Origin of the sequence: Rhizobium sp. BG4, from assembly GCF_016864575.1 — a bacterium.
Taxonomy (GTDB): Bacteria; Pseudomonadota; Alphaproteobacteria; order Rhizobiales; family Rhizobiaceae; genus Rhizobium.
Window position 1 is genome coordinate 981,033 of record NZ_CP044125.1, and the last position, 19,576, is coordinate 1,000,608.

Below are 19,576 nucleotides of genomic sequence, written 5' to 3' on the forward strand. Positions count from 1 at the left end.
ATGAGCGACATTGAGATCAGGCCCTTTGACATCGCCGATATCGACGGCGTCTTCTCCGTCATCCTGCCGATCCAGCGCGATGAATTCGGCATCGCCATCACCGCCGACGACCAGCCCGACCTTGCCGTCATTCCGGACTTCTACCAGGCCCGCAAGGGTCAGTTCTGGGTAGCCGATCTCGACGGCACGATCGTCGGCACGCTCGGCCTGAAGGATATCGGCAACAACCAGACGGCGCTGCGCAAGATGTTCGTGGCGGCCCATGTGCGCGGCCGCGAACACAACGTCGCCGCCCGCTTGCTCGACGCGCTGTTCGCCCATGCCGAAGCCGAGGGGATTACCGACATCTTCCTCGGCACAACCGACAAATTCCTCGCCGCCCACCGCTTCTACGAAAAGAACGGCTTCAGCGAAATCAAGCGCGACGACCTCCCGAGGTCTTTCCCGCTGATGGCGGTGGACAGCAAGTTCTACCGGCGGGCTGTCAGCGCCAAATCTTGAAAAACCCAACGGGTTGGGTTACCTTCGGCCATGGTGACAATCTTCCGGGCCGATGGGCTGAGGTTCGTGATCTTCGTCGATGACCATGAGCCTGCTCATGTGCATGTCTTCGGCGACGGCGAAGCGAAGATCAATCTTCTCGGATTGAGCGGAGAGCCTGAGCTGATCTGGGCCGACGGCATGAAGCGCGGCGATATCCGCAAGGCCATGAGGATCGTCGAGGAACAACAGGGTGCCTTCCTTGAAAGCTGGAGGAATATCCATGGCTGAACTGACGGATAAGAACATCGACGACGCGTTGGCGCGTGGCAGGAACACGCGAGCCAGCGAGCCGCGGGCGCTTTCCGCACGTTTCGATGCGCGCAACGGCCGGATGATCGTCGACCTCGCCAATGGCTGCACCTTCGCCTTCCCTCCCCGCCTCGTGCAGGGGCTGGAAGATGCAGGGGATGGCGACTTAAGTACCGTCGAAATCCTTGGCGCAGGTTACGGCCTGCATTGGGAAGCGCTCGACGTCGATATCTCCGTTCCCGGTCTTCTCGCCGGAATATTCGGGACCAAATCCCATATGGCGCGTCAGGCGGGCAAAGCGACGTCAGCCGCGAAAGCCGAGGCGGCGCGGGCGAATGGCGCGAAAGGCGGTCGGCCTCGCAAATCGGCTGCACAGTAATCTAAGGCCTGAACAGCCACTTGCGCTCGATTGCGGCTTCGAGATCGAGGCGGTTGTTGTGGGCGAAGAGGAGGATGTGGCCGAGGAGGTCGGCGGTTTCGTCGGCGAGGTCGCGGCTCATGTCTTCGGCGCTGCGACCCTTGGCGCGGCCCCTGCCGGTCACGCGGTTCCAGGCCTGGGTGAGTTCGCCCATTTCCTCCTGCAGCTTCAGCAGAAACCAGTCGGGATCGCGTTCCAGGCCGTTGGCTTCGGCGTAGATTTTTGAGGCGCGTTCGAACTTGTCGGCGAGGTCTTCAAGCATATTCGTTCTCCTTTCGTACGCATGCAGGAGAACCGTGATTCCTCACTTATGTCCATAGCAGACAGCGGCCGGGGACGGCCGCTGTCTGTGCCAGGGCTGCTGCTCAGTTGCGGAGCAGGCCGAGGCGGATCAGGCTTTCGGCGGAGGCGACGATCGCTTCCTCTTTCGGCCGCGGCGCCCAGCCGAGCAGGCGCTCGGCCTTCTCGCCCGTTGCACTCATGTCGTAGTTCAGCAGCGGCACGACGCCCTTCAGCTGTTCGTTGGTCTCGGCGGCGATGCGGACCTGTTCGTCGGGCCAGACCTGCGTCGAGACCTTTTCGGCAGCCTTGCCGAAGCGTTCGCGCAGCAGCTCGGCAACCTCGATCATCCACATGCTTTTGCCAGAGGTCGCAAGGAAGCGCTCACCCTTTGCGGCGGGATCGATCATGGCGCGCAGGTGGAGATCGGCGACATCGCGAACGTCGACGCAGCAGGAATTGACATTCAGGCAGCCCGGCTGCCCCTCAAGCATGTTGGAGATGAGGCGGATCGAGTGGGAGAAATCCGCGCCGAGCGCCGGTCCGTAGACGGCGACCGGATTGACCGATGCCAGCTCCAGCCCGTTGCCCTCGCGGGCGATGAAATCCCAGGAGGCGCGCTCCGAGAGGGTCTTGGATTTCTGATAGGGGGCAACGTCGCCGGTGAGGTCGCTCCAGTCGGTCTCGTCGAACGGGCGGCGGTGGCCGGGCTTGTGGCCGACGCCGATCGCGCCGAAGGCTGAGGTCAGCACGACACGCTTGACGCCGGCGTCGCGGGCAGCGCGCAGCACCCGGAGATTGCCGTCGACGGCCGGGCCGATCCAGTCTTCCTCGCGGGTCTGGTCGCCCGAAGGCGTCGGCGAGGCGCCGTGCATGGCATAGGTGCAGCCGGCAGCGGATTCCGCCCAGCCCGCGTCATCCGTCAGATTGGCAACGACGAAGGACAGCCGGTCGCCGGCTTCGACGCCGCCGGTTCTCAGATGCTCGCGCACCTCCCCTTCCCGCTCCAGCGAGCGGACGGTGGTGCGCACCCGGTATCCGGCATTCAGCAGCGCCAGCATGCAATATTGCGCGATGAAGCCGGTGCCGCCGGTTACGAGAACGATTTCGTCTTTCATATCATACCTCAAGGAGTTTCACGGCAGCCGACATCGCCGCCGCTGATTGACATGACGTGAAAGTAGGTCGACGATCCTGCACTGTGAATGCTTGAAAGTGCGCGTTACTTGCGCGACAGTACGAGAATGGCTGTCGATCCCTTTTCAGACGTTCTCACTCTCAGCAAGGCCGAAGCCGTCGTCACCGGCGGCTTCACAGCGGGCGGCCCGTGGTCGATCCGCTTTCCGGCGCGTGAGAAGATCAAGTTCTTCGCGGTGGTGAAGGGCAGTTGCTGGGTGCATCTCGAAGGGGCCCGGGAACCGCTTCTGTTCGAGACCGGCGATGTCGGCCTCCTGGCAAAGCCGCGCGTCGCCGTTCTTTCCAGCGACCCCGCCCTCGAGCCCGTCGATGCGATGAGCCTGTTTTCCAATGTCGGGCGCAACGCTGTGGCTGTCGTCGGCGATGGCGGCGACTTCGGCTATATCGGCGGCCATGTGATGCTCGATCCGATCCGCGGCAAGCTGCTGGCGGATATCTTGCCGCCGTGGATCCTGACGCGAGCGGCCTCCCCGCACGCGGCGGCGTTTCGATGGCTGCTGGACCGGCTGATCGAGGAGCGCACCAGCGGCCGGCCGGGCTCGCAACTCGCCTCGTCGCAGCTGACACAATTGCTGTTCATCGAGATCCTGCGCTCGCATCTCGGCACCGCCAGGCCGATGCCGGCCGGCTGGCTGCGGGCGCTGGCCGAGCCGCGGATCGCACCGGCTTTGCGGCTGATGCATGGAGATCCGGCCCGTTCATGGCATCTGGAGGAGCTCGCCAAGGCATGCGCCATGTCGCGGACGTCCTTCGCCTTCCATTTCAGGACGGTGGCGGGCGTTGCGCCGCTGACCTATCTCGCGACCTGGCGGATGCATCTCGCCGAACGCTCGCTTCGCGATGAAAGGACGGCTGTGGCGACGGTGGCGCGTTCGCTCGGCTATACGTCCGAAAGCGCCTTCAGCAATGCCTTCAAGCGGGCGAACGGCAAGTCGCCGAGTGCCTATAGGGCATCCGTCTCAGGTCTGGACAAGACCGTGCCCGAACAAACGAATAACGCCGCCCCGGCAAGCGAGACGGCGTTCTGAGAATAGCCTTCAGGTCTGTCTGATCAGCCGTTGCCGCCAACCGTCATGCAGTCGTAGGAGCGCTTCTTCAGGGCGTCGCAGGCGGCTTCGGCAGCGTCCTTGCTGTTGAAACCGGTGAAGCGGGCGCGGTAGACGGCGTTGGCGCCGGAGCCGACGGCCTGGGTGAAGGGCGAAGCGGATTTCAGGGCAGCGCCGCCTTCAGTCTTTGCCTGCGCGAGCAGCGCCTGGGCGGCTTCGGCGCTCGGAGCAGCCGAAATCTGGATCTGCCAGCCACCGGCGGACGCCTGCAGGCTGCCGGCCTTGCCCATCTTCGTCAGCGGCGACGGACGATCGAGCGGAACGGCGGCTTCGTTATAACCAAGCGCAAACGGGATGGCTTCGGCATCGCCCTGGGCGCGTGGCGCATTCACCGGAACTGGAAGATCGGCATCATCGGCAGCGGAGGCGACTTCCACGGGTGCGGCTGGAACCGGGCGCTGCTTTCCGCCGATGCTGGCGACGAGGCCGCCGCCGCCAGAGGCGCGGTCGAGATACTTGTTGAGCAGTGCTTCCATCTTGGCGTCACGGGCGCGCGCAGTGCGGCCGCCGAGCACAACGCCGACGACGCGGCGGTCGCCATCGCGCACGGCGCTGACGAGGTTGAAGCCGGAGGCATTGGTATAGCCGGTCTTGATGCCGTCCATGCCTTCGTAGCGATACATCAGATTGTTATGACCGCGGATCTGCTTGCCGCGGAAATTGAAGGAGGCGACCGAGAACATCCGGTACTCCCTCGGGAAATTCTTGATCAGCGCCACGCCGAGGGTCGACATGTCGCGCGCCGTCGTCACCTGACGGCTGTCGGGCAGGCCGGACGCATTGTAGAAGGTGGTGCGGCTCATGCCGAGCTGGCGGGCCTTCTGGGTCATCATCCGGGCGAAGTTGCTTTCCGAACCGCCGAGCTTCTCGCCCATGGCAGCCGCGGCATCATTGGCCGACTTAACGATCATGCCGTAGACGGCTTCGCGAACGGTGATCGTGCTGCCGGGCCTCACGCCGAGCTTGGTCGGTGGGCGGCTTGCCGCATATTTCGACATGACGATCTGACTGTCCCAGCTGAGCTTGCCGCGATTGATCGCTTCGAAGGCCAGGTAGAGGGTCATCATCTTGGTCAGCGATGCCGGGTGATTCAGGGTATCGGCATTTTCCGAAGCGAGAACCTTGCCGGTGCGGGCATCGAGGATGAACGACGCGCTGCCGGCCATAGCCGCGACGGGCGCCGACACGGCGAGCGTCACGCTCAACAAAGCAGCCAACAACCTCTTCATGGATTTCCCCTCTAGGTGCCACGCATGCGCGGCATTGCCAAAATATGTCCCGTTCTGTGACAGAGCCTGCACATTCGCGCGACTTTGAGGCAACGGACACTGGTTTTCTGAGTTTTTTCCACCCGTGGTGAAGGAAACGTAAAGATTTCAGTCGGAAAAGCAATCTTCAACAAGGTTTAACACCAGAATTGGTAGGATCCGCACCTTTCACGGAGCTGACATGCAGGGGTTGTGGAAAAAACGGGCCAAGAAAGCTGCGATCACCGCCGGTCTCGAGGCGGCGCATCTGATTTCGGCCGCACGGCTGATGCGCGGCGCGCGTGGCCGCGGCGCGATCTTTACCCTGCATCATGTCCGCCCCTACGAAGCGCATGACTTCGAACCGAATGCGCATCTCGAGATCACACCCGAATTCCTGGATGCGGCGCTGACGAGACTGAAGCAGGACGGCTACGAGTTCGTGGCGCTCGCCGATGTCCCTGCCCTGCTCTCAGGCCCCGCCCGCGAAGCGCCGTTTGCCGCATTCACGCTCGACGACGGCTACCGCAACAACCTCGTCCATGCCTATCCGATCTTCGAGAAGCATGAGGCTCCCTTCACGATCTTCGTCGCCAAGGGTTTGACCGAGCGGACGCATACGATCTGGTGGGAAACGCTGACATTGCTCCTGCGCCGCACCGACCGGCTGCATTTCGACTTCGGCCGTGGCGAGGAGGTTCTGGAGACCGATACGCCGGCCGAACAATACGCGGCATTCGCGAGATTTGCGGCCTTTCTCCACATGAGCGACGAGGAGAAGGCGGTGCGCTCGCTCGATGTGCTTGCGCGGCGCTACGACATCGCTCCGGGCGAGCTCGTCGAGGATCTGGTGATGAGCGAGGCCGAGCTCAATCTCATCGAGGCGAGCCCGCTGGCAAGCCTCGGCGCCCATACGATCAGCCACCGCGCACTGGCACGGCTCAGCGAGGCCGAAGCACGCGAAGAGATGCTGCGGTCGGCCGAACACGTAAAGGTGATCACGGGCAAGACGCCCGCGACGATCGCCTTTCCCTATGGCACCCGCGAAGCCGCGACGCTGCGCGAAGCGGCAATCGCGGCCGAGCTCGGCTTTACGGCCGCGGTGACGACACAGCCCGGCGTGATCCGGCCCGGCATGGCGGGCGGGACGACCTATCTTCCGCGGCTCTCGCTCAACGGGCTCTACCAGAAGCCGCGCTATGTCTCGGCGCTGGCTTCAGGCATTCCGTTGAAACTGATGGGAAAATAAGAGGTTACGGATACATCCGTACCTTGTCCCAATCGGCTTCCGGCGTCTCGCGGCGGAACTCGACGCGGTCGTGCAGGCGGAAATTCTGGTCTTTCCAGAACTCGATCGAGACAGGCTTGATGCGGAAGCCGGACCAATAGGGTGGGCGCGGAATTTCGCCGATGGCATAGCGCGCCGTGTACTCGGCGACGGACTTCTCCAGCGCGAAACGGCTCTCCAGCGGGCGCGACTGCTTCGATGCCCAGGCGCCGATGCGGCTGCCTCTCGCACGCGATTGGAAATAGACGTCGGCCTCCTCGTCGGTTACCACCTCCACCGGACCACGCAGACGCACCTGGCGGCGCAGCGTCTTCCAATGGAAACACATGGCGGCCTTCTTCTGCCCCAAGATTTCGCGACCTTTCTGGCTCTCGAAATTGGTGTAGAAGACAAAGCCTGCTGTATCGAATCCCTTCAGGAGAACCATGCGGACATTGGGAAGACCAGCTTCGTCGACGGTTGCCAATGCCACGGCATTGGGGTCGTTGACCTCCGAAGCCTCGGCTTCCTTCAGCCATTCCGCGAAAAGCTTGAATGGTTCGCCGCGTTGGGTAAAGTCACCGCTTGTTAACTCATTTGCCGACATATTAGCTCAAATGCCCCGGGGTTTTAGGTTGAATGCCCAGCTGGTAGCGACTGGACAGGACACAGGGTGGAAGTCATAGCAAAGTCAACTCACCATACAAAGGGGCTCCTGCGACGCAGCAGCTCTCTGATTCTGATCGGGGTGGCGACGCTGTCGCTCTCCGGCTGCATGACGGGTGGTTTTGACTTCCTGAGCGAATCCAAGGTCGACCGGTCCGTTGCGACCGGCACCGTGCCGCAGAACCCGCCGAGCACCGATACGCTTTCCGATGAAATGACCGTGCGCAATGCCGTGACGTCTGCCGATGTCGGCCGGATCGGCGCGCAGCCGCTTGCCTGGGCAAACGCCTCCACCGGCAGCGCCGGCGTCATCGACACGATCGTCGAGAACAATGAATCCGGCCAGGTCTGCCGGCAGTTCCGCACCACCCGCCATTCCTATGACGGCATTGCCAAGTTCATGGGCAAGACCTGCCTCGTCGGCGGCGGCAACTGGCAGCTTCTGAGCTTCCAGCCCGAGAGCTGATCCGTTTTCCACACATATGCTTAATACCGGCGCCTGCGGCATTGCGATGCTTAGCAGAACGATAACCATTTGCCGCAAAAGCCGCCGAGCGCCCGTCGAAAATAACAAGTGATTAGCAACTCTCCCGCACGATCCAGCCCATAAGCGCGAGGTCCGGTTGAACCGGATGGCGCGCAAAGAGTTGATATTGGGCTTCGGCTGCCAGAAGGGACGGCAGCCGCACGGACACCGGCGGATTACTATGCGCGATCCATATAAGGTATTGGGCGTCCAGAAGGACGCAGGGGCAGACGAGATCAAGGCAGCATGGCGCCATATGGCGAAGGCCGTGCATCCCGATCACAATCAGGGCGACCCGAATGCAACGGCACGTTTTGCCGAGATCGGCCGCGCCTATGAGACCCTCAAGGATCCGAAGAAGCGCAGCCTCTTCGACACCGCGGCCCGCATGGCCGAGGCGAAGATGGGCGGCGGCGAAACCATCATGCAGCAGCGCCAGGCGGCGCGCGAGGCAGCAGCCCGCGCCAAGGCTGCGCAGGAAAATGCCGAACGGGTGATGGAAGAGCTCGCCCGCGCCAACGCCCAGAAGGCGGCGAAGGCTGCGGCCGAGGAAGCCGCCAAACAGAAGGCATCAAACACGGCAGGCGCCGAGAGCGCCGAAGAGGTTGTCGACCGGATTTTCGGCACGCAGACCAAGGCTGCGGGCGGGACCGCCGGCAATGCCGGTCAGGCGCAATCGCGGGCACAGGGACAAGCTCAGGCCCAGGCAAAGGCCAAGCCGGCAGAGGCCGAGACCGCCAAGAGCGAAACGGAAGCGCCGAAGACCGACGCTGACGCCATCGACCCGAATGCTGCGGCTTCGGCCGGCATTCTTCAGCCGTTCAGCATCCTGAATGCGCTGGTGCGCCGGTTCACCGGCACCGCCCCTGCCCCGGAAAAGGCGCCCGATCAGTTCGCTCAGGCGACCGTGACGATCGACGACCTGATGAAGGGCAGCCGCATCATCGTGCCGCTCGGCGAAGGACAGGAAGCAAGCTTTACGCTTTCGCCGGGAACGACCGAGGGCCAGCAGATCCGCCTCAAGGGCCAGGGCCTGAAGCTGCCGAACATGCAGCGCGGCGACGCCGTGATCGGCGTCCATATCGCGTCCGATCATCGCTTCACCGTGCACGGCTTCGACCTGCACACAGTTCTGCCCGTGACGATCGAGAATGCCGTGCTCGGCACCGAGACCGAGATCGAGGGACCGGGCGGCCGGCTGAAGGTCACCGTTCCGGCCTGGTCGGGTTCCGACAAGACCATCCGGATCGAGGGTCAGGGACTGCCCGACGGCAACAGCGGACGGGGCGATCTGGTGGTCGAACTGCGCATCATGCTGTGGGAAAAACCCGACGATAAGGTCACGGATTTGATGCGCAGCATGCGCGAAGGTCTTTTCCTGTGAAATTTTCGTGACATGCGCACCCTTTGTTACGCTCCCTAACAGTTGATGATTGCTCCCAATCTTGAACCGATTAACGGCCTATGCCATAGGCAATTTCCAATTGGTTCATTAGGGGGCAAAATATGGCTCAAGCAACAGGCCTCATGTCAGGCAAGCGCGGCGTCATCATGGGCGTCGCGAACAATCGCTCGATCGCGTGGGGCATTGCGAAGGCCATTCATGCACAGGGCGGCGAAATTGCCTTTACATATCAGGGCGAGGCGCTGAAGAAGCGCGTCGAGCCGCTGGCTGCCGAACTCGGCGGCGTTCTGGCCGGCCACTGTGACGTCTCCGACGAAGCAACGATCGACGAAGTTTTCGCCAATGTCGAAAAGATGTGGGGCAAGATCGATTTCGTCGTTCACGCCATCGGCTTCTCCGACAAGGACGAGCTGACCGGCCGCTACGTCGACACCTCGGCCGACAACTTCGCCAAGACGATGAACATCTCCGTCTTCTCGTTCACCTCGGTCGCTCGCCGCGCCGAGAAGCTGATGACGGACGGCGGTTCGCTTCTCACGCTGACCTATTACGGCGCCGAGAAGGTCATGCCGAACTACAACGTCATGGGCGTTGCCAAGGCTGCTCTCGAAGCCAGCGTCAAGTATCTGGCCGTCGACCTCGGACCGAAGAACATTCGCGTCAACGCGATCTCTGCAGGCCCGATCAAGACGCTTGCAGCATCCGGCATCGGCGACTTCCGCTACATCCTTAAGTGGAACGAGTACAACGCTCCGCTGCGCCGTACCGTGACCATCGAAGAGGTCGGCGACGTCGGTCTCTACATGCTGTCCGACCTGTCGCGTTCGGTTACCGGCGAAGTCCATCACGCCGACAGCGGCTACCATGTCATCGGCATGAAGGCTGTGGACGCGCCGGATATTTCCGTTATCAAGGACTGAGCGAACTCCAAGAAGCGGAATATGCCGTGCTTATCTATGTGGTCCGACACGGCCAGACCGACTGGAATGCCGAACGCCGCCTTCAGGGCCAGAAAGACATTCCGCTGAACGCCATCGGCCGCGAACAGGCGCGGCTGAACGGCATCGATCTCGCTGAGATCCTAAAGGTCGAAGGCATTGCCTTCGACTTTGTCGCGAGCCCCCTGACCCGCACCCGCCAGACGATGGAAATCATGCGAACGGCCATGGGGATCGACCCAGGGGCTACCGCACCGACGAGCGTCTCGTCGAGGTTTCCTTCGGCGACTGGGAAGGCTTCACGCTCAAGGAACTGAAGGCGACGCAGCGCGACCGGGTCAGCGAGCGCAACCTCAACAAATGGGATTTCATCCCGCCGGGCGACGACGCGGAGAGCTACGAGATCATGTCGTGGCGCAGCGCATCCTGGCTGAATTCCGTTGACAAACCAACGGTTTGCGTGACGCACGGCGGCGTCATCCGCAGTCTCTTCAAGATGATTGGCGATGTTCCCAAGCACGAGGCCGCTGAGGGAGAAATCTGGCAGGACCGGATCTTGAAGATCGATACTGCCGAGCGGCTGATCGGCTGGATCTGAACCGGCTTACTGAACGATATCGAGATCGTTGATGACGCGCTTGCCGTCGACTTCGGTATAGAAGATCACGACCTTCACGCCGGCCTTCAAGCCATCGAAATTGAACTCTTCGGGCGCCTGGTAGGTCTTGCCGTCATCGAGCGTCAGGCTGAGATTGGCGGTATCGACCTTCTTGATCGTCGCCTCGACATCCGCGCTCTCAGCAAAACCGCTGATCGGCGACAGGAAACTTGCGGTGGCCAACAGCGTGGCAACAAAAAAACGCATCGCGGCAACCCTCTTCACACTCGACGCTAAAATCTTATCAAACACAGATAATCCCCTGAATATGGCAAAAATTGCCCGGAAGAATGGCTTTCACCGCCCAATTGATGAATAGCATTTTAACAATAATCAAGAGGCGCCGTTAACCATCCACTCTGTCTTGTTTCGGCACCCGAAATATAGAAGGCCGGGCAATCGTAAATTAACAAGTTCCCCCTACAGTTGCTTTTAAACAAAGGGGAACTTGTTTTGCTTATCGGGCTGGGCGGCCACAGGCAATTGCGGCGAATTTTCAAGAATACCTGGCTTTCGCTGCTGGTCTCCGGCTTCGTCGCCTTCATGGTCGTCGCTGTCGGCATCACTCTTGATCGCGCCAATACTGCCGCCCATCTGCGCGAACTGCAGATCCGCACCGAAAACGAGACTAACCTGATCCGTGCCCGCATGGCAGCGCAGATCAACATGGACATTACTATCGTCCGTGACCTCTCCAACATGATTTCACTGAGCGCGCGCACCAATGACGAGGAAATGGAGCGGCAGATCAACTGGCTGCTGATCCAGAATCCGCATTTCCTCAATGTCGCCGTCGCCCCCAATTTCATCGTCAGCAACGTCTATCCGCCACAATCCGACAAGGACCGGATCGGCAAGGACGTGCGCGAGGCGCTGTCGACCATGCAGTCGGTCGGGCGCAATACCGGCGACCAGCAGGCGCGGTTCTACGGCCCGATCAAGACGGCCGAGGGCAAGGATGCCTTTGCGATCTTCTTCCCGATCTTCGTCAAGGAAAACGGCCAGCGGAAGATCTGGGGCGCCGTCGAGGTCACCATCGACCGCGACATGTTCTATGAAAACACCGGCTTGAAGCCGGCGCGCAACAGCGAGAACCAGGAGCGCTACCCGCATCTCGATCACCTGTCGATCGCGGTGCGCGATCTCGGCACGGCTGCTGCCGATACCGCCCTGCCCTTCTTCGGCAATACCGATGTCTTTGACAAACAGCCGCTGCGCCGCAAGATCGCCTTTGCCGGCGGCCGCTGGGAACTCTCGGCTGTGCCGACCACCGGCTGGAACGAGGCGCCGGCGAACCAGTCGCAGCTGCGCGTCATCATCATCACCGCGGGATGCGTCATCATCATCCCGATCTTCTTCGCCACGCTGCTGCTCGGCGAGCGCAACCGCAACATCTCGCAGCTCGAACGCCGCGAAGCAAAGCTTCTGGAGCTCTCGCAGCGCCTGAACCTGGCGCTCGATTCGTCCAACATCGGCATCTGGGAGCTCGAAGAAGGGGGCCACAGCCTCTATTGGGACGGGCGCGCCTCGGCGCTGCACGGCGAAGCGGCAGGCGAAGGCAGCCATCCGCTGGAAAACTGGTTCTCGCGGATCGCTCCCGACGACCGCCACATTGCCGAGATGCACTTCTTCAACTGCAGCGTTGCCGGGGCTTCCTGCACCGCGCAGTACCGCATCCTTCTCGATGACGGCACGGTCCGCTACCTGCGCTCCGTCGGCTCCTTCTATACCGATGCCGGTGGCGTCGGCCGCACGATCGGCATCGTCGCCGACGTGACGACGGATGCGGAAGCGGCCGAAACGCTGCGTCACGCCAAGGATGTCAGCGACATCAAGAATGCCGAGCTGGAACTGGCGCTGGACGAAATCTCGCGGCGCGAGGCGCAGCTCACCGAAATCTCCGGCAAGCTCGACCTGGCGCTCGACGCCTATCAGTGCGGCATCTGGGACGCGACCTGCGGTGAGAAGGGCTCGCTCTGGGACGAGCGCATGCACGAGCTCTACGGCCTGCCGGCGCAGTACGGCTTCGTTCCCGAAGAGCTCTGGCTTTCGCGCGTGCATCCCGACGACCGGGCTGCCGCCGTCGAGAGTGCGCGCTACTTCAAGCAGCCGGGCGATACCCATACGCTGATCTGCCGCGTTCCCTGCGACGATGGCAGCGTCCGCTACGTGCGCTCGACCGGCAAGGTGCACCAGACGCCGTCTGGCACCACGAAAATCATCGGCGTCGCCTTCGACGTGACGGAAGATTCCCTGCTGACCGCCGAACTGAAGGCGGCCAAGGACGAGGCGGTCGCCAAGAATATCGAGCTGGAGCTCGCCAAGAACCGCATCGAGCACAATTCGCTGCATGACCCGCTGACCGGCCTCGCCAACCGCCGCAAGATCGACATCGCGCTTGAAAGCCTGACGGTCGATGCCCGCTCGCAGCGCCAGAAATTCGCAATCCTGCATATCGACCTCGACCGCTTCAAGGAAATCAACGACACGCTCGGCCATGCGGCGGGTGACGCTATGCTGGTCCATGCATCGAAGGTTCTGTCGAAGAACGTGCGCGGCAGCGATCTCGTGGCGCGTATCGGCGGCGACGAGTTCGTGATCCTGGCGCATGACGTCAGCGACGTCGATATGGCGGAGCTTGCCGGACGCGTCATCGAGGAGATGCGCCAACCGATCGATTTTCAGGGCTTCTCCTGCCGCTGCGGCGTCTCGATCGGCATTGCACTGGCGAACGGCATCCATGTCGATGCGCGCAAGGTGCTGATCAATGCCGATATCGCGCTCTATCGCGCCAAGAGCATGGGCCGGAACCGCTACGAGTTCTTCAACCAGAACCTCCAGGCCGACATCATCAACAACAAGCGCACCGCCGACGAGATCCTCGCCGGTATCGAGAACAACGAGTTTACCGCCTGGTACCAGCCGCAGTTTTGCGCCCGCACGATGAAGCTCGCCGGTGTGGAAGCGCTGGTGCGCTGGCACCACCCGACCCGCGGCGTGCTGACGCCCGACAAGTTCCTGCGCATCGCCGACGAGATCAACGTGGTCCAGACGCTCGACAGCATCGTTCTGGAGACGGCGCTGAAGGACAAAATGCGCTGGACGGCCCATGGCCTCATCGTGCCGCAGGTCTCGGTCAACGTTTCGGCGCGGCGCCTGCATGACGGCAGCCTGTTCGAGTCGCTCAGCCACCTGCATATCCGCCCGGGCGAACTCTCCTTCGAACTGGTGGAATCGATCTTCCTCGACGAAAGCGAAGACGTCGCCGCCCAGAACCTCGACCGCATCAAGGCGCTCGGCATCGATATCGAGATCGACGATTTCGGCACCGGCCATACCTCGATCGTCTCGCTCCTGAAGCTGAAGCCGAAACGGCTGAAGATCGACCGGCAGCTGGTGCAGCCGATCCTGCATTCCTCGCAGGAACGCACGCTGGTGCGCTCGATCATCGACATCGCCCGCTCGCTCGGCGTCGAGACGGTGGCCGAAGGCGTCGAGACCATCGACCATGCCGACATGCTGCGCGATCTCGGCTGCGACATGCTGCAGGGCTATGCCTTCTCGCGTCCCCTCGCCTTCGACGACTTCACGCAGGCAGCGCTCGGCACCGCGTGGCGTCTCGCCTCCTGAGCCCATCGTTTCCAAATTGCGGAAACATCATTCTCAGATCGGCCCGCATTTCGGCAAAGAAAGGCGTTTGCCCGCCTGGCTTTTTGGCCTATGAGTGACCCCGAATTCTAAAGGTTGGCGCTGCCGGCAACGGTCCGTGCGGCGCGCATTGGTCGGTACCACATGTCGCATAATACATTCGGTCATCTTTTCCGCGTCACGACCTGGGGCGAAAGCCATGGGCCGGCCCTCGGCTGCGTCGTTGACGGCACGCCGCCCGGCCTGCGCTTCAAGCTCGAGGACCTCCAGGTCTGGCTCGACAAGCGTAAGCCCGGCCAGTCGCGTTTCGTCACCCAGCGCCGCGAGGCCGACCTCGTCAAGGTGCTCTCCGGCGTGATGCTGGACGAGGACGGCGAGACGATGATCTCGACGGGCACGCCGATCTCGATGCTGATCGAGAATACCGACCAGCGCTCCAAGGATTACGGCGAGATCGCCCGCCAGTATCGGCCGGGCCATGCCGATTATACCTATGACGTGAAATACGGCATCCGCGACTATCGCGGCGGCGGGCGCTCCTCGGCGCGCGAGACCGCGGCCCGTGTTGCCGCCGGCGGCATCGCCCGTCTCGTCGTTCCTGACATGAAGGTGCGTGCCGCCCTCATCCAGATCGGCAAGCACAAGATCAACCGGCAGAACTGGGATTGGGATCAGGTCGACCAGAACCCGTTCTTTGCGCCTGACGCGGCGATCGTTCCGGTCTGGGAAGAATATCTCGACGGCATCCGCAAGAACGGCTCGTCCGTCGGCGCCGTCGTCGAAGTCGTGGCCGAAAATGTGCCGGCGGGCTTGGGCGCACCGATCTATGCCAAGCTCGATCAGGACATCGCCTCGCTGCTGATGTCGATCAACGCCGTCAAGGGTGTCGAGATCGGCAACGGCTTCGGCGCGGCCGAAATCACCGGCGAAGAGAATGCCGACGAGATGCGGATGGGCAATGACGGCAAGCCGCTGTTCCTGTCCAACCACGCAGGCGGCATCCTGGGCGGCATTTCCACCGGCCAGCCGGTCATCGCCCGCTTCGCCATCAAGCCGACCTCGTCGATCCTGACCGAGCGCCAGTCGATCGATGCCGATGGCAAGAATGTCGATGTGCGCACCAAGGGCCGTCACGACCCCTGCGTCGGCATCCGCGCCGTGCCGATCGGCGAGGCGATGGTTGCATGCGCCATTGCCGATCACTATCTCCGCGACCGCGGCCAGACCGGCCGGTTGAAATAGGAATTACCCCCATGCCTTACGATCAGAAGCGTGTCGTCGATGCTATCCGTGCCTTCGAAGCCGGCGAGATCGTTGTCGTCATGGACGACGACGACCGCGAAAACGAAGGCGACCTGATCGTCGCGGCCGTGCATTGCACGCCGGAGAAGATGGCCTTCATCGTCCGCCACACCTCCGGCATCGTCTGCACGCCGATGCCGAAGGAAGAGGCCAAGCGCCTGAACCTGAACGCCATGGTCGCCGAAAACGACTCGGCGCATACGACGGCCTTCACCGTTTCGGTCGACTTCAAGCACGGCACGACGACGGGCATTTCCGCCGACGACCGGACGCTGACGGTGCGCAACCTCGCCAACCCGAATGTGGGCGCGGCCGATTTCGTCCGCCCGGGCCACATCTTCCCGCTGATTGCCCGCGAAGGCGGCGTGCTGATGCGCTCCGGCCATACGGAAGCCGCGGTCGACCTCTGCAAGCTCGCCGGCCTGCCGTTGATCGGTGTGATCAGCGAGCTCGTCAATGACAACGGCACCGTGATGCGCGGCCCCCAGGTGAGCAGCTTTGCGGAAGAACACGGCCTCAAGCAGGTGTCGGTCGCCGATCTGATCGCCTACCGCCAGCGCAAGGAAACGCTGATCGAGCTCGGCCAGAGCTTCGACATCGAGACCCCGTTCGGCAAGGCCAAGGCCCATACCTATTCGCTGCCCTGGGATCCGATGCAGCACCTCGCCGTCGTCTTCGGCGACATCCGCGACGGCATCGACATTCCGGTGCGCCTGCATCCTGAGAACGTCGCCGAGGACCTGTTCGGCAAGAAGAGCCCTGTCGACCACTATATGCAGAAGATCGCCGAGGAAGGCCGCGGCATCATCGTCTATCTGCGCGAAGGCTCCGTCGGCGTCGGCCATATCGACAACGGCCGCAAGGCCCGCAGCCAAGGCCGCGAGTCGCACGCCGAGGCAGCAACGCGCGAGAGCGAATGGCTGGAAATCGGTCTCGGCGCACAGATCCTGAAGGATCTCGGCGTGACCTCGATCAAGCTCTTGACCACCCGCGAGCGGCACTATGTCGGGCTCGAGGGTTTTGGGATCAAGATCACCAAGACTGAACTCGGCTGATCACAGCAGATGTGCTTAAACGCCCGCGCTCAGGCAGCGATACGCTTGAAGCGGGGGCGGACGTTGCGCATGTAATATTTGCCCGGCGACTGCGAGGTGACCATGGCGATGACATGCGCCTCGTTGACGCCCTCGAAGGTCCGGTCCTCGCCGTTGCTAAGGCAGACGCGAAGACGGCCGTCCTGCTGGCTGAAATAAACCGCGTCGATCAGCGCCGACTTTACCGCGACCGGCTTCATCGGCTCTCGCTGTTCGCCCATTGAGACAGTTGAGGCCGCCGCGGCACGGGCGTCGCGGCGGTTGCGGATCAGAGCCCTGACCCTGCGGCCCAGGTCGTTCCAAGCCAACCATGCGGCGTATCTGATAGGGTGCGTTTTCATGCGCCGATCGTAGGGGAACGGTGTTTAACAAGTTCGGCACGGGCATGGTAAACCGGCGTCAAGATTAACGTCGAGTAATTTCGAAAAAACTTCTTAAAATTCAATCAATTGGCATTGACTACCCGAGCCATCCGTCAGCAAGGATTACGCGCTCCACGCCGGCAAAGCGGGCGACGCGGTCGAGCTCGGCAGCAAGCCTGTCGAGACGTCCGGCGGAGCCCCGCACACCCGGCTCAAGCCACAGACGCTTCACATCCAGCGTGCCCTTCTTGCGATCCGCCTTCATATCGATGCGGCCGATCAGCTTATCGCCCTCCAGCAGCGGGAAGACGTAGTAGCCGTATTCGCGTTTCGGCTCGGGCACGAAGATCTCGATGCGGTAGAAGAAGCCGAAGAGGCGTTCGGTGCGGTTGCGGTCGCGGATCATCGGGTCGAAGGGGCTGAGCACGCGGATGCGGGCGGGCGGCTCGGGGAAGTCGGCGATCGTCGCCGGAAATTCCGCGAGTGCCCAGGAGGGGCGTGGTTTGCCGCCGAGTGCGGGTTCGATGATGATCTCGGTGAGTTCGTCGCGATGCGCGGTGACCCAGGCCTTCGCTTCCTCCGGCGAGATCAGCCGCCAGAAGGCCGCTATCTCGCCCGATGTGGCGAAGCCCAGACGCGTCAGCGCGCTGCGGCAGGCCCAGTCGACAAATTCCTCGCGGCTGACTTCCTGCTCGCGGAACTCGTCGGGGATGACGCGCTCGACGAGATCGTAGATCTTCTGGAAATTCGAGCGCCCGGCGATGGCGAACTTGCCGGTGTGCCAGAAATATTCAAGCGCCGTCTTGTTCGGATGCCAGTTCCACCAGCCGCCGGAGACATGATCGTCGGCCTTGATGTCCCGCGCCAGGATCGCGCCGTTCTTGACGACGCGGTCATAGGTTTCCTCGAAAGCGTGTTCGAAGCCCTCCCCCTGCCACTTGCGCCAGCGCTCGACCAGGACCTCCTCCTGCTGGACGAACTTATGCTTCCAGTACTTGAAAAAGCTGCTCGGCAGGATCGAGGCGTCATGCGTCCAGTGTTCGAAGAGGGCGCCGTCCTTCTCCAGCAGCGAGGTCAGGTGTTCGCGGCGATAGGTCTGGTTGCGGGAGAACAGGATCTGGTGGTGGGCACGCTCCACCGTCTGGATGCTGTCGACCTGGACGAAGCCAAGATCGTGGATGAGCTGCAAAAGCCCGTCCTTGGTCAAGGCGCGGTTGGGCGGAGTACTCAGGCCCTGCTTGGCGATGAAGACGCGGCGGGCATCGGCATTCGAGAGCAGATTCGTCATGACGGCATCATATGCCGGAAAATCTTCCTAGCCACCCGCTTTTGCACTTTTGCCGCCGCCGCTATAGAAGCGAGCGCCAGAAGGATGAGGGACTGCATTTGGACATCCGTTTCGAAGGGGCTTCGGTCAGCTATGGTACGCGCCAGGCGCTGGCACCGCTGAATTTGCAGCTGAGCGAAAACCGCATCGGCATCATCGGCCTGAACGGCTCCGGCAAGACCACCTTCGCGCGGCTGATCAACGGGTTGGCCAAGCCGACGACGGGGCGTGTTCTCGTCAATGGCCGCGATACGGCGGGCGAGCGCGGCGCGCTTTCCGACGTCGGCTTCATCTTCCAGCAGCCGCAGAACCAGATCATCCTGCCAATCGTCAAGGACGACATCGCCTTCGGGCTGAAGAGCCGCGGCGTTGCGAAGGGCGAGATCGACGCGAAGGTAGAAGCCGTCCTCTCGCGTTTCGGCGTGGCGCATCTGGCACCCCGCCGGGCGCATGAACTTTCCGGCGGCGAATTGCAGATTGCGGCGCTGGCAGCGGTGCTGGTCACCGGGCCTGATATTCTCATCCTCGACGAGCCGACGAACCAGCTGGACCTCAAGAACCGGGCGCTGGTGCAACGGTTGATCGAGGGGCTGCCGGAAAATGCGATCGTCATTACCCATGATCTCGAACTGATCGCCGATTTCGGCCGGGTGCTGGTCTTCCACGAGGGCACGCTTGCCGCCGATGCGCCAGCCGCCGAGGCGATCGCGCGCTACAGGGAGATCGCCGGTTGATGCAATCGCTCTATGTCGAGGGAGAGAGCTTCATGCACCGCCTGCCGGCGCGTGCCAAGCTCGCGGTGCTCGCGATCCTCGGCGTCATCCTGTTCATGACGCGCGACATAGCGCTGTTGTCGCTGGCGGTGCTGGCGACGGCGGCCGTCTATTTCCGGCTCGGCATTCCCCTTGCGCAGGCGCTCGACCGGCTGAAGCCGGTGCTGCTGACGATCGCCATTGTCGCGCTCTTCAGCCTTGCCTTCAATCCCTGGCATGGCGCGGTCGTGGCGCTGCTGCGGCTGACATCGCTGATGTTCTTTGCGGCGGCCGTGACCGCCACGACCACGATTGCCGAGTTCATCGACGAGATTACCCTGCTGGCGCGGCCGCTCGAGCGGATCGGGCTGGTGCAGGCCAATGATGTCGGTCTCGCCGTCGGGCTTGTCGTGCGTTTCGTGCCTGAAATCCTCGGCCGCTATCAGGCGATCAAGGAAGCGCATGCGGCGCGCGGCATCAAGGTGCGGCCGGTGACGCTGCTTGCGCCGCTGATCATCCTCACCCTCAGAGATGCGGATAACATTGCCGCGGCGATTGACGCGCGCGGCATTCGGCGGCATGTCAGTTAACC

Annotated in this window: 20 protein-coding genes and 1 pseudogene; 14 read left to right on the top strand and 7 right to left on the bottom strand. The window is 62.4% G+C overall.

The genetic code is table 11. The features are described 5' to 3' along the window. Genes F2982_RS05220 through F2982_RS05230 form a run of 3 tightly spaced genes read left to right on the top strand, consistent with a single transcriptional unit; the run spans position 1 to position 1,171 of the window. Entirely contained in the window at positions 1–501 is a 501-nt protein-coding gene (locus tag F2982_RS05220; protein WP_203429463.1) for a GNAT family N-acetyltransferase, read from the top strand. Positions 502–531: 30 nt separating this feature from the next. Further along, positions 532–771: a DUF4160 domain-containing protein gene (locus F2982_RS05225; protein ID WP_203429464.1), complete on the top strand. Its 240-nt coding sequence runs from the start codon at positions 532–534 to the stop codon at positions 769–771. Continuing rightward, positions 764–1,171, top strand: a complete 408-nt coding sequence (locus tag F2982_RS05230; protein WP_203429465.1) for a DUF2442 domain-containing protein — start codon at positions 764–766, stop codon at positions 1,169–1,171. The genes F2982_RS05225 and F2982_RS05230 overlap by 8 nt, the downstream gene beginning before the upstream one ends. A gap of 1 nt (position 1,172) precedes the next feature. On the opposite strand, the gene F2982_RS05235 is transcribed toward F2982_RS05230, so the two are convergent. Then, complete coding sequence (locus F2982_RS05235; RefSeq protein WP_203429466.1) at positions 1,173–1,472, bottom strand: pyrophosphatase; 300 nt, start codon at positions 1,470–1,472, stop codon at positions 1,173–1,175. A 103-nt stretch (positions 1,473–1,575) separates the two neighbouring features. Next, complete coding sequence (locus F2982_RS05240; RefSeq protein ID WP_203429467.1) at positions 1,576–2,607, bottom strand: aldehyde reductase; 1,032 nt, start codon at positions 2,605–2,607, stop codon at positions 1,576–1,578. 126 nt (positions 2,608–2,733) lie between these two features. Here F2982_RS05240 and F2982_RS05245 point away from each other — a divergent pair, with 126 nt between their 5' ends. Next, positions 2,734–3,714 carry an AraC family transcriptional regulator gene (locus F2982_RS05245; RefSeq protein ID WP_203429468.1) on the top strand — a complete coding sequence of 327 codons (981 nt, stop codon included), beginning with the start codon at positions 2,734–2,736 and terminating at the stop codon, positions 3,712–3,714. Between the two features lie 23 nt (positions 3,715–3,737). On the opposite strand, the gene F2982_RS05250 is transcribed toward F2982_RS05245, so the two are convergent. Beyond that, a complete protein-coding gene (locus tag F2982_RS05250; protein WP_203429469.1) occupies positions 3,738–5,021 on the bottom strand; it encodes a D-alanyl-D-alanine carboxypeptidase family protein in 1,284 nt (427 codons plus the stop codon). A 220-nt stretch (positions 5,022–5,241) separates the two neighbouring features. Here F2982_RS05250 and F2982_RS05255 point away from each other — a divergent pair, with 220 nt between their 5' ends. Further along, positions 5,242–6,288 (top strand): polysaccharide deacetylase family protein, encoded by a 1,047-nt coding sequence (locus F2982_RS05255; RefSeq protein ID WP_112712925.1) that lies wholly within the window; start codon positions 5,242–5,244, stop codon positions 6,286–6,288. 4 nt (positions 6,289–6,292) lie between these two features. Here the strand turns inward: F2982_RS05255 and pdxH are convergent, their stop codons facing one another. Continuing rightward, positions 6,293–6,913, bottom strand: a complete 621-nt coding sequence (pdxH, locus tag F2982_RS05260; protein WP_203429470.1) for a pyridoxamine 5'-phosphate oxidase — start codon at positions 6,911–6,913, stop codon at positions 6,293–6,295. Positions 6,914–6,979: 66 nt separating this feature from the next. On the opposite strand from pdxH, the gene F2982_RS05265 reads away from it, so the two are divergent. The 4 genes and pseudogenes from F2982_RS05265 (at position 6,980) to F2982_RS05280 (ending at position 10,439) form a co-directional block, all read left to right on the top strand. Further along, entirely contained in the window at positions 6,980–7,438 is a 459-nt protein-coding gene (locus F2982_RS05265; protein WP_130278922.1) for an RT0821/Lpp0805 family surface protein, read from the top strand. Positions 7,439–7,679: 241 nt separating this feature from the next. Beyond that, on the top strand, positions 7,680–8,882 hold the full coding sequence (locus F2982_RS05270; protein WP_203429471.1) for a DnaJ C-terminal domain-containing protein: 1,203 nt from the start codon (positions 7,680–7,682) through the stop codon (positions 8,880–8,882). A 122-nt stretch (positions 8,883–9,004) separates the two neighbouring features. After that, entirely contained in the window at positions 9,005–9,823 is an 819-nt protein-coding gene (fabI, locus tag F2982_RS05275) for an enoyl-ACP reductase FabI (RefSeq protein ID WP_130278924.1), read from the top strand. A gap of 26 nt (positions 9,824–9,849) precedes the next feature. Beyond that, positions 9,850–10,439: pseudogene (locus F2982_RS05280) on the top strand (histidine phosphatase family protein). A 6-nt stretch (positions 10,440–10,445) separates the two neighbouring features. Here the strand turns inward: F2982_RS05280 and F2982_RS05285 are convergent. Beyond that, the gene (locus tag F2982_RS05285) at positions 10,446–10,706 is read right to left on the bottom strand and encodes a DUF1344 domain-containing protein (protein ID WP_112386465.1); all 261 of its coding nucleotides are present in this window, start codon (positions 10,704–10,706) and stop codon (positions 10,446–10,448) included. A 336-nt stretch (positions 10,707–11,042) separates the two neighbouring features. On the opposite strand from F2982_RS05285, the gene F2982_RS05290 reads away from it, so the two are divergent. The 3 genes from F2982_RS05290 (at position 11,043) to ribB (ending at position 16,504) form a co-directional block, all read left to right on the top strand. Next, positions 11,043–14,129 (top strand): EAL domain-containing protein, encoded by a 3,087-nt coding sequence (locus F2982_RS05290; protein ID WP_203430015.1) that lies wholly within the window; start codon positions 11,043–11,045, stop codon positions 14,127–14,129. 162 nt (positions 14,130–14,291) lie between these two features. Further along, complete coding sequence (gene aroC / locus F2982_RS05295; protein ID WP_203429472.1) at positions 14,292–15,389, top strand: chorismate synthase; 1,098 nt, start codon at positions 14,292–14,294, stop codon at positions 15,387–15,389. An 11-nt stretch (positions 15,390–15,400) separates the two neighbouring features. Next, complete coding sequence (gene ribB / locus F2982_RS05300; RefSeq protein WP_112712939.1) at positions 15,401–16,504, top strand: 3,4-dihydroxy-2-butanone-4-phosphate synthase; 1,104 nt, start codon at positions 15,401–15,403, stop codon at positions 16,502–16,504. 29 nt (positions 16,505–16,533) lie between these two features. Here the strand turns inward: ribB and F2982_RS05305 are convergent, their stop codons facing one another. Then, a complete protein-coding gene (locus F2982_RS05305) occupies positions 16,534–16,743 on the bottom strand; it encodes a KTSC domain-containing protein (protein WP_199626294.1) in 210 nt (69 codons plus the stop codon). A 259-nt stretch (positions 16,744–17,002) separates the two neighbouring features. After that, positions 17,003–18,193, bottom strand: a complete 1,191-nt coding sequence (locus tag F2982_RS05310) for a winged helix-turn-helix domain-containing protein (RefSeq protein WP_203429473.1) — start codon at positions 18,191–18,193, stop codon at positions 17,003–17,005. Between the two features lie 98 nt (positions 18,194–18,291). Here F2982_RS05310 and F2982_RS05315 point away from each other — a divergent pair, with 98 nt between their 5' ends. Together F2982_RS05315 and F2982_RS05320 are read left to right on the top strand one after the other, a co-directional pair. Beyond that, positions 18,292–18,966 carry an ABC transporter ATP-binding protein gene (locus tag F2982_RS05315; RefSeq protein ID WP_203429474.1) on the top strand — a complete coding sequence of 225 codons (675 nt, stop codon included), beginning with the start codon at positions 18,292–18,294 and terminating at the stop codon, positions 18,964–18,966. Further along, the gene (locus tag F2982_RS05320; RefSeq protein ID WP_203429475.1) at positions 18,966–19,574 is read left to right on the top strand and encodes an energy-coupling factor transporter transmembrane protein EcfT; all 609 of its coding nucleotides are present in this window, start codon (positions 18,966–18,968) and stop codon (positions 19,572–19,574) included. The genes F2982_RS05315 and F2982_RS05320 overlap by 1 nt, the downstream gene beginning before the upstream one ends. The last annotated feature ends 2 nt before the right edge of the window (positions 19,575–19,576 follow it).

Bases quoted from the DNA above. Each gene is read 5' to 3' on its own strand.
- F2982_RS05220 (WP_203429463.1), top strand. From the start codon at position 1: ATGAGCGACATTGAGATCAGGCCCTTTGACATCGCCGATATCGACGGC.
- F2982_RS05225 (WP_203429464.1), top strand. From the start codon at position 532: ATGGTGACAATCTTCCGGGCCGATGGGCTGAGGTTCGTGATCTTCGTC.
- F2982_RS05230 (WP_203429465.1), top strand. From the start codon at position 764: ATGGCTGAACTGACGGATAAGAACATCGACGACGCGTTGGCGCGTGGC.
- F2982_RS05235 (WP_203429466.1), bottom strand. From the start codon at position 1,472: ATGCTTGAAGACCTCGCCGACAAGTTCGAACGCGCCTCAAAAATCTAC.
- F2982_RS05240 (WP_203429467.1), bottom strand. From the start codon at position 2,607: ATGAAAGACGAAATCGTTCTCGTAACCGGCGGCACCGGCTTCATCGCG.
- F2982_RS05245 (WP_203429468.1), top strand. From the start codon at position 2,734: ATGGCTGTCGATCCCTTTTCAGACGTTCTCACTCTCAGCAAGGCCGAA.
- F2982_RS05250 (WP_203429469.1), bottom strand. From the start codon at position 5,021: ATGAAGAGGTTGTTGGCTGCTTTGTTGAGCGTGACGCTCGCCGTGTCG.
- F2982_RS05255 (WP_112712925.1), top strand. From the start codon at position 5,242: ATGCAGGGGTTGTGGAAAAAACGGGCCAAGAAAGCTGCGATCACCGCC.
- pdxH (WP_203429470.1), bottom strand. From the start codon at position 6,913: ATGTCGGCAAATGAGTTAACAAGCGGTGACTTTACCCAACGCGGCGAA.
- F2982_RS05270 (WP_203429471.1), top strand. From the start codon at position 7,680: ATGCGCGATCCATATAAGGTATTGGGCGTCCAGAAGGACGCAGGGGCA.
- fabI (WP_130278924.1), top strand. From the start codon at position 9,005: ATGGCTCAAGCAACAGGCCTCATGTCAGGCAAGCGCGGCGTCATCATG.
- F2982_RS05285 (WP_112386465.1), bottom strand. From the start codon at position 10,706: ATGCGTTTTTTTGTTGCCACGCTGTTGGCCACCGCAAGTTTCCTGTCG.
- F2982_RS05290 (WP_203430015.1), top strand. From the start codon at position 11,043: ATGGTCGTCGCTGTCGGCATCACTCTTGATCGCGCCAATACTGCCGCC.
- aroC (WP_203429472.1), top strand. From the start codon at position 14,292: ATGTCGCATAATACATTCGGTCATCTTTTCCGCGTCACGACCTGGGGC.
- ribB (WP_112712939.1), top strand. From the start codon at position 15,401: ATGCCTTACGATCAGAAGCGTGTCGTCGATGCTATCCGTGCCTTCGAA.
- F2982_RS05305 (WP_199626294.1), bottom strand. From the start codon at position 16,743: ATGAAGCCGGTCGCGGTAAAGTCGGCGCTGATCGACGCGGTTTATTTC.
- F2982_RS05310 (WP_203429473.1), bottom strand. From the start codon at position 18,193: ATGACGAATCTGCTCTCGAATGCCGATGCCCGCCGCGTCTTCATCGCC.
- F2982_RS05320 (WP_203429475.1), top strand. From the start codon at position 18,966: ATGCAATCGCTCTATGTCGAGGGAGAGAGCTTCATGCACCGCCTGCCG.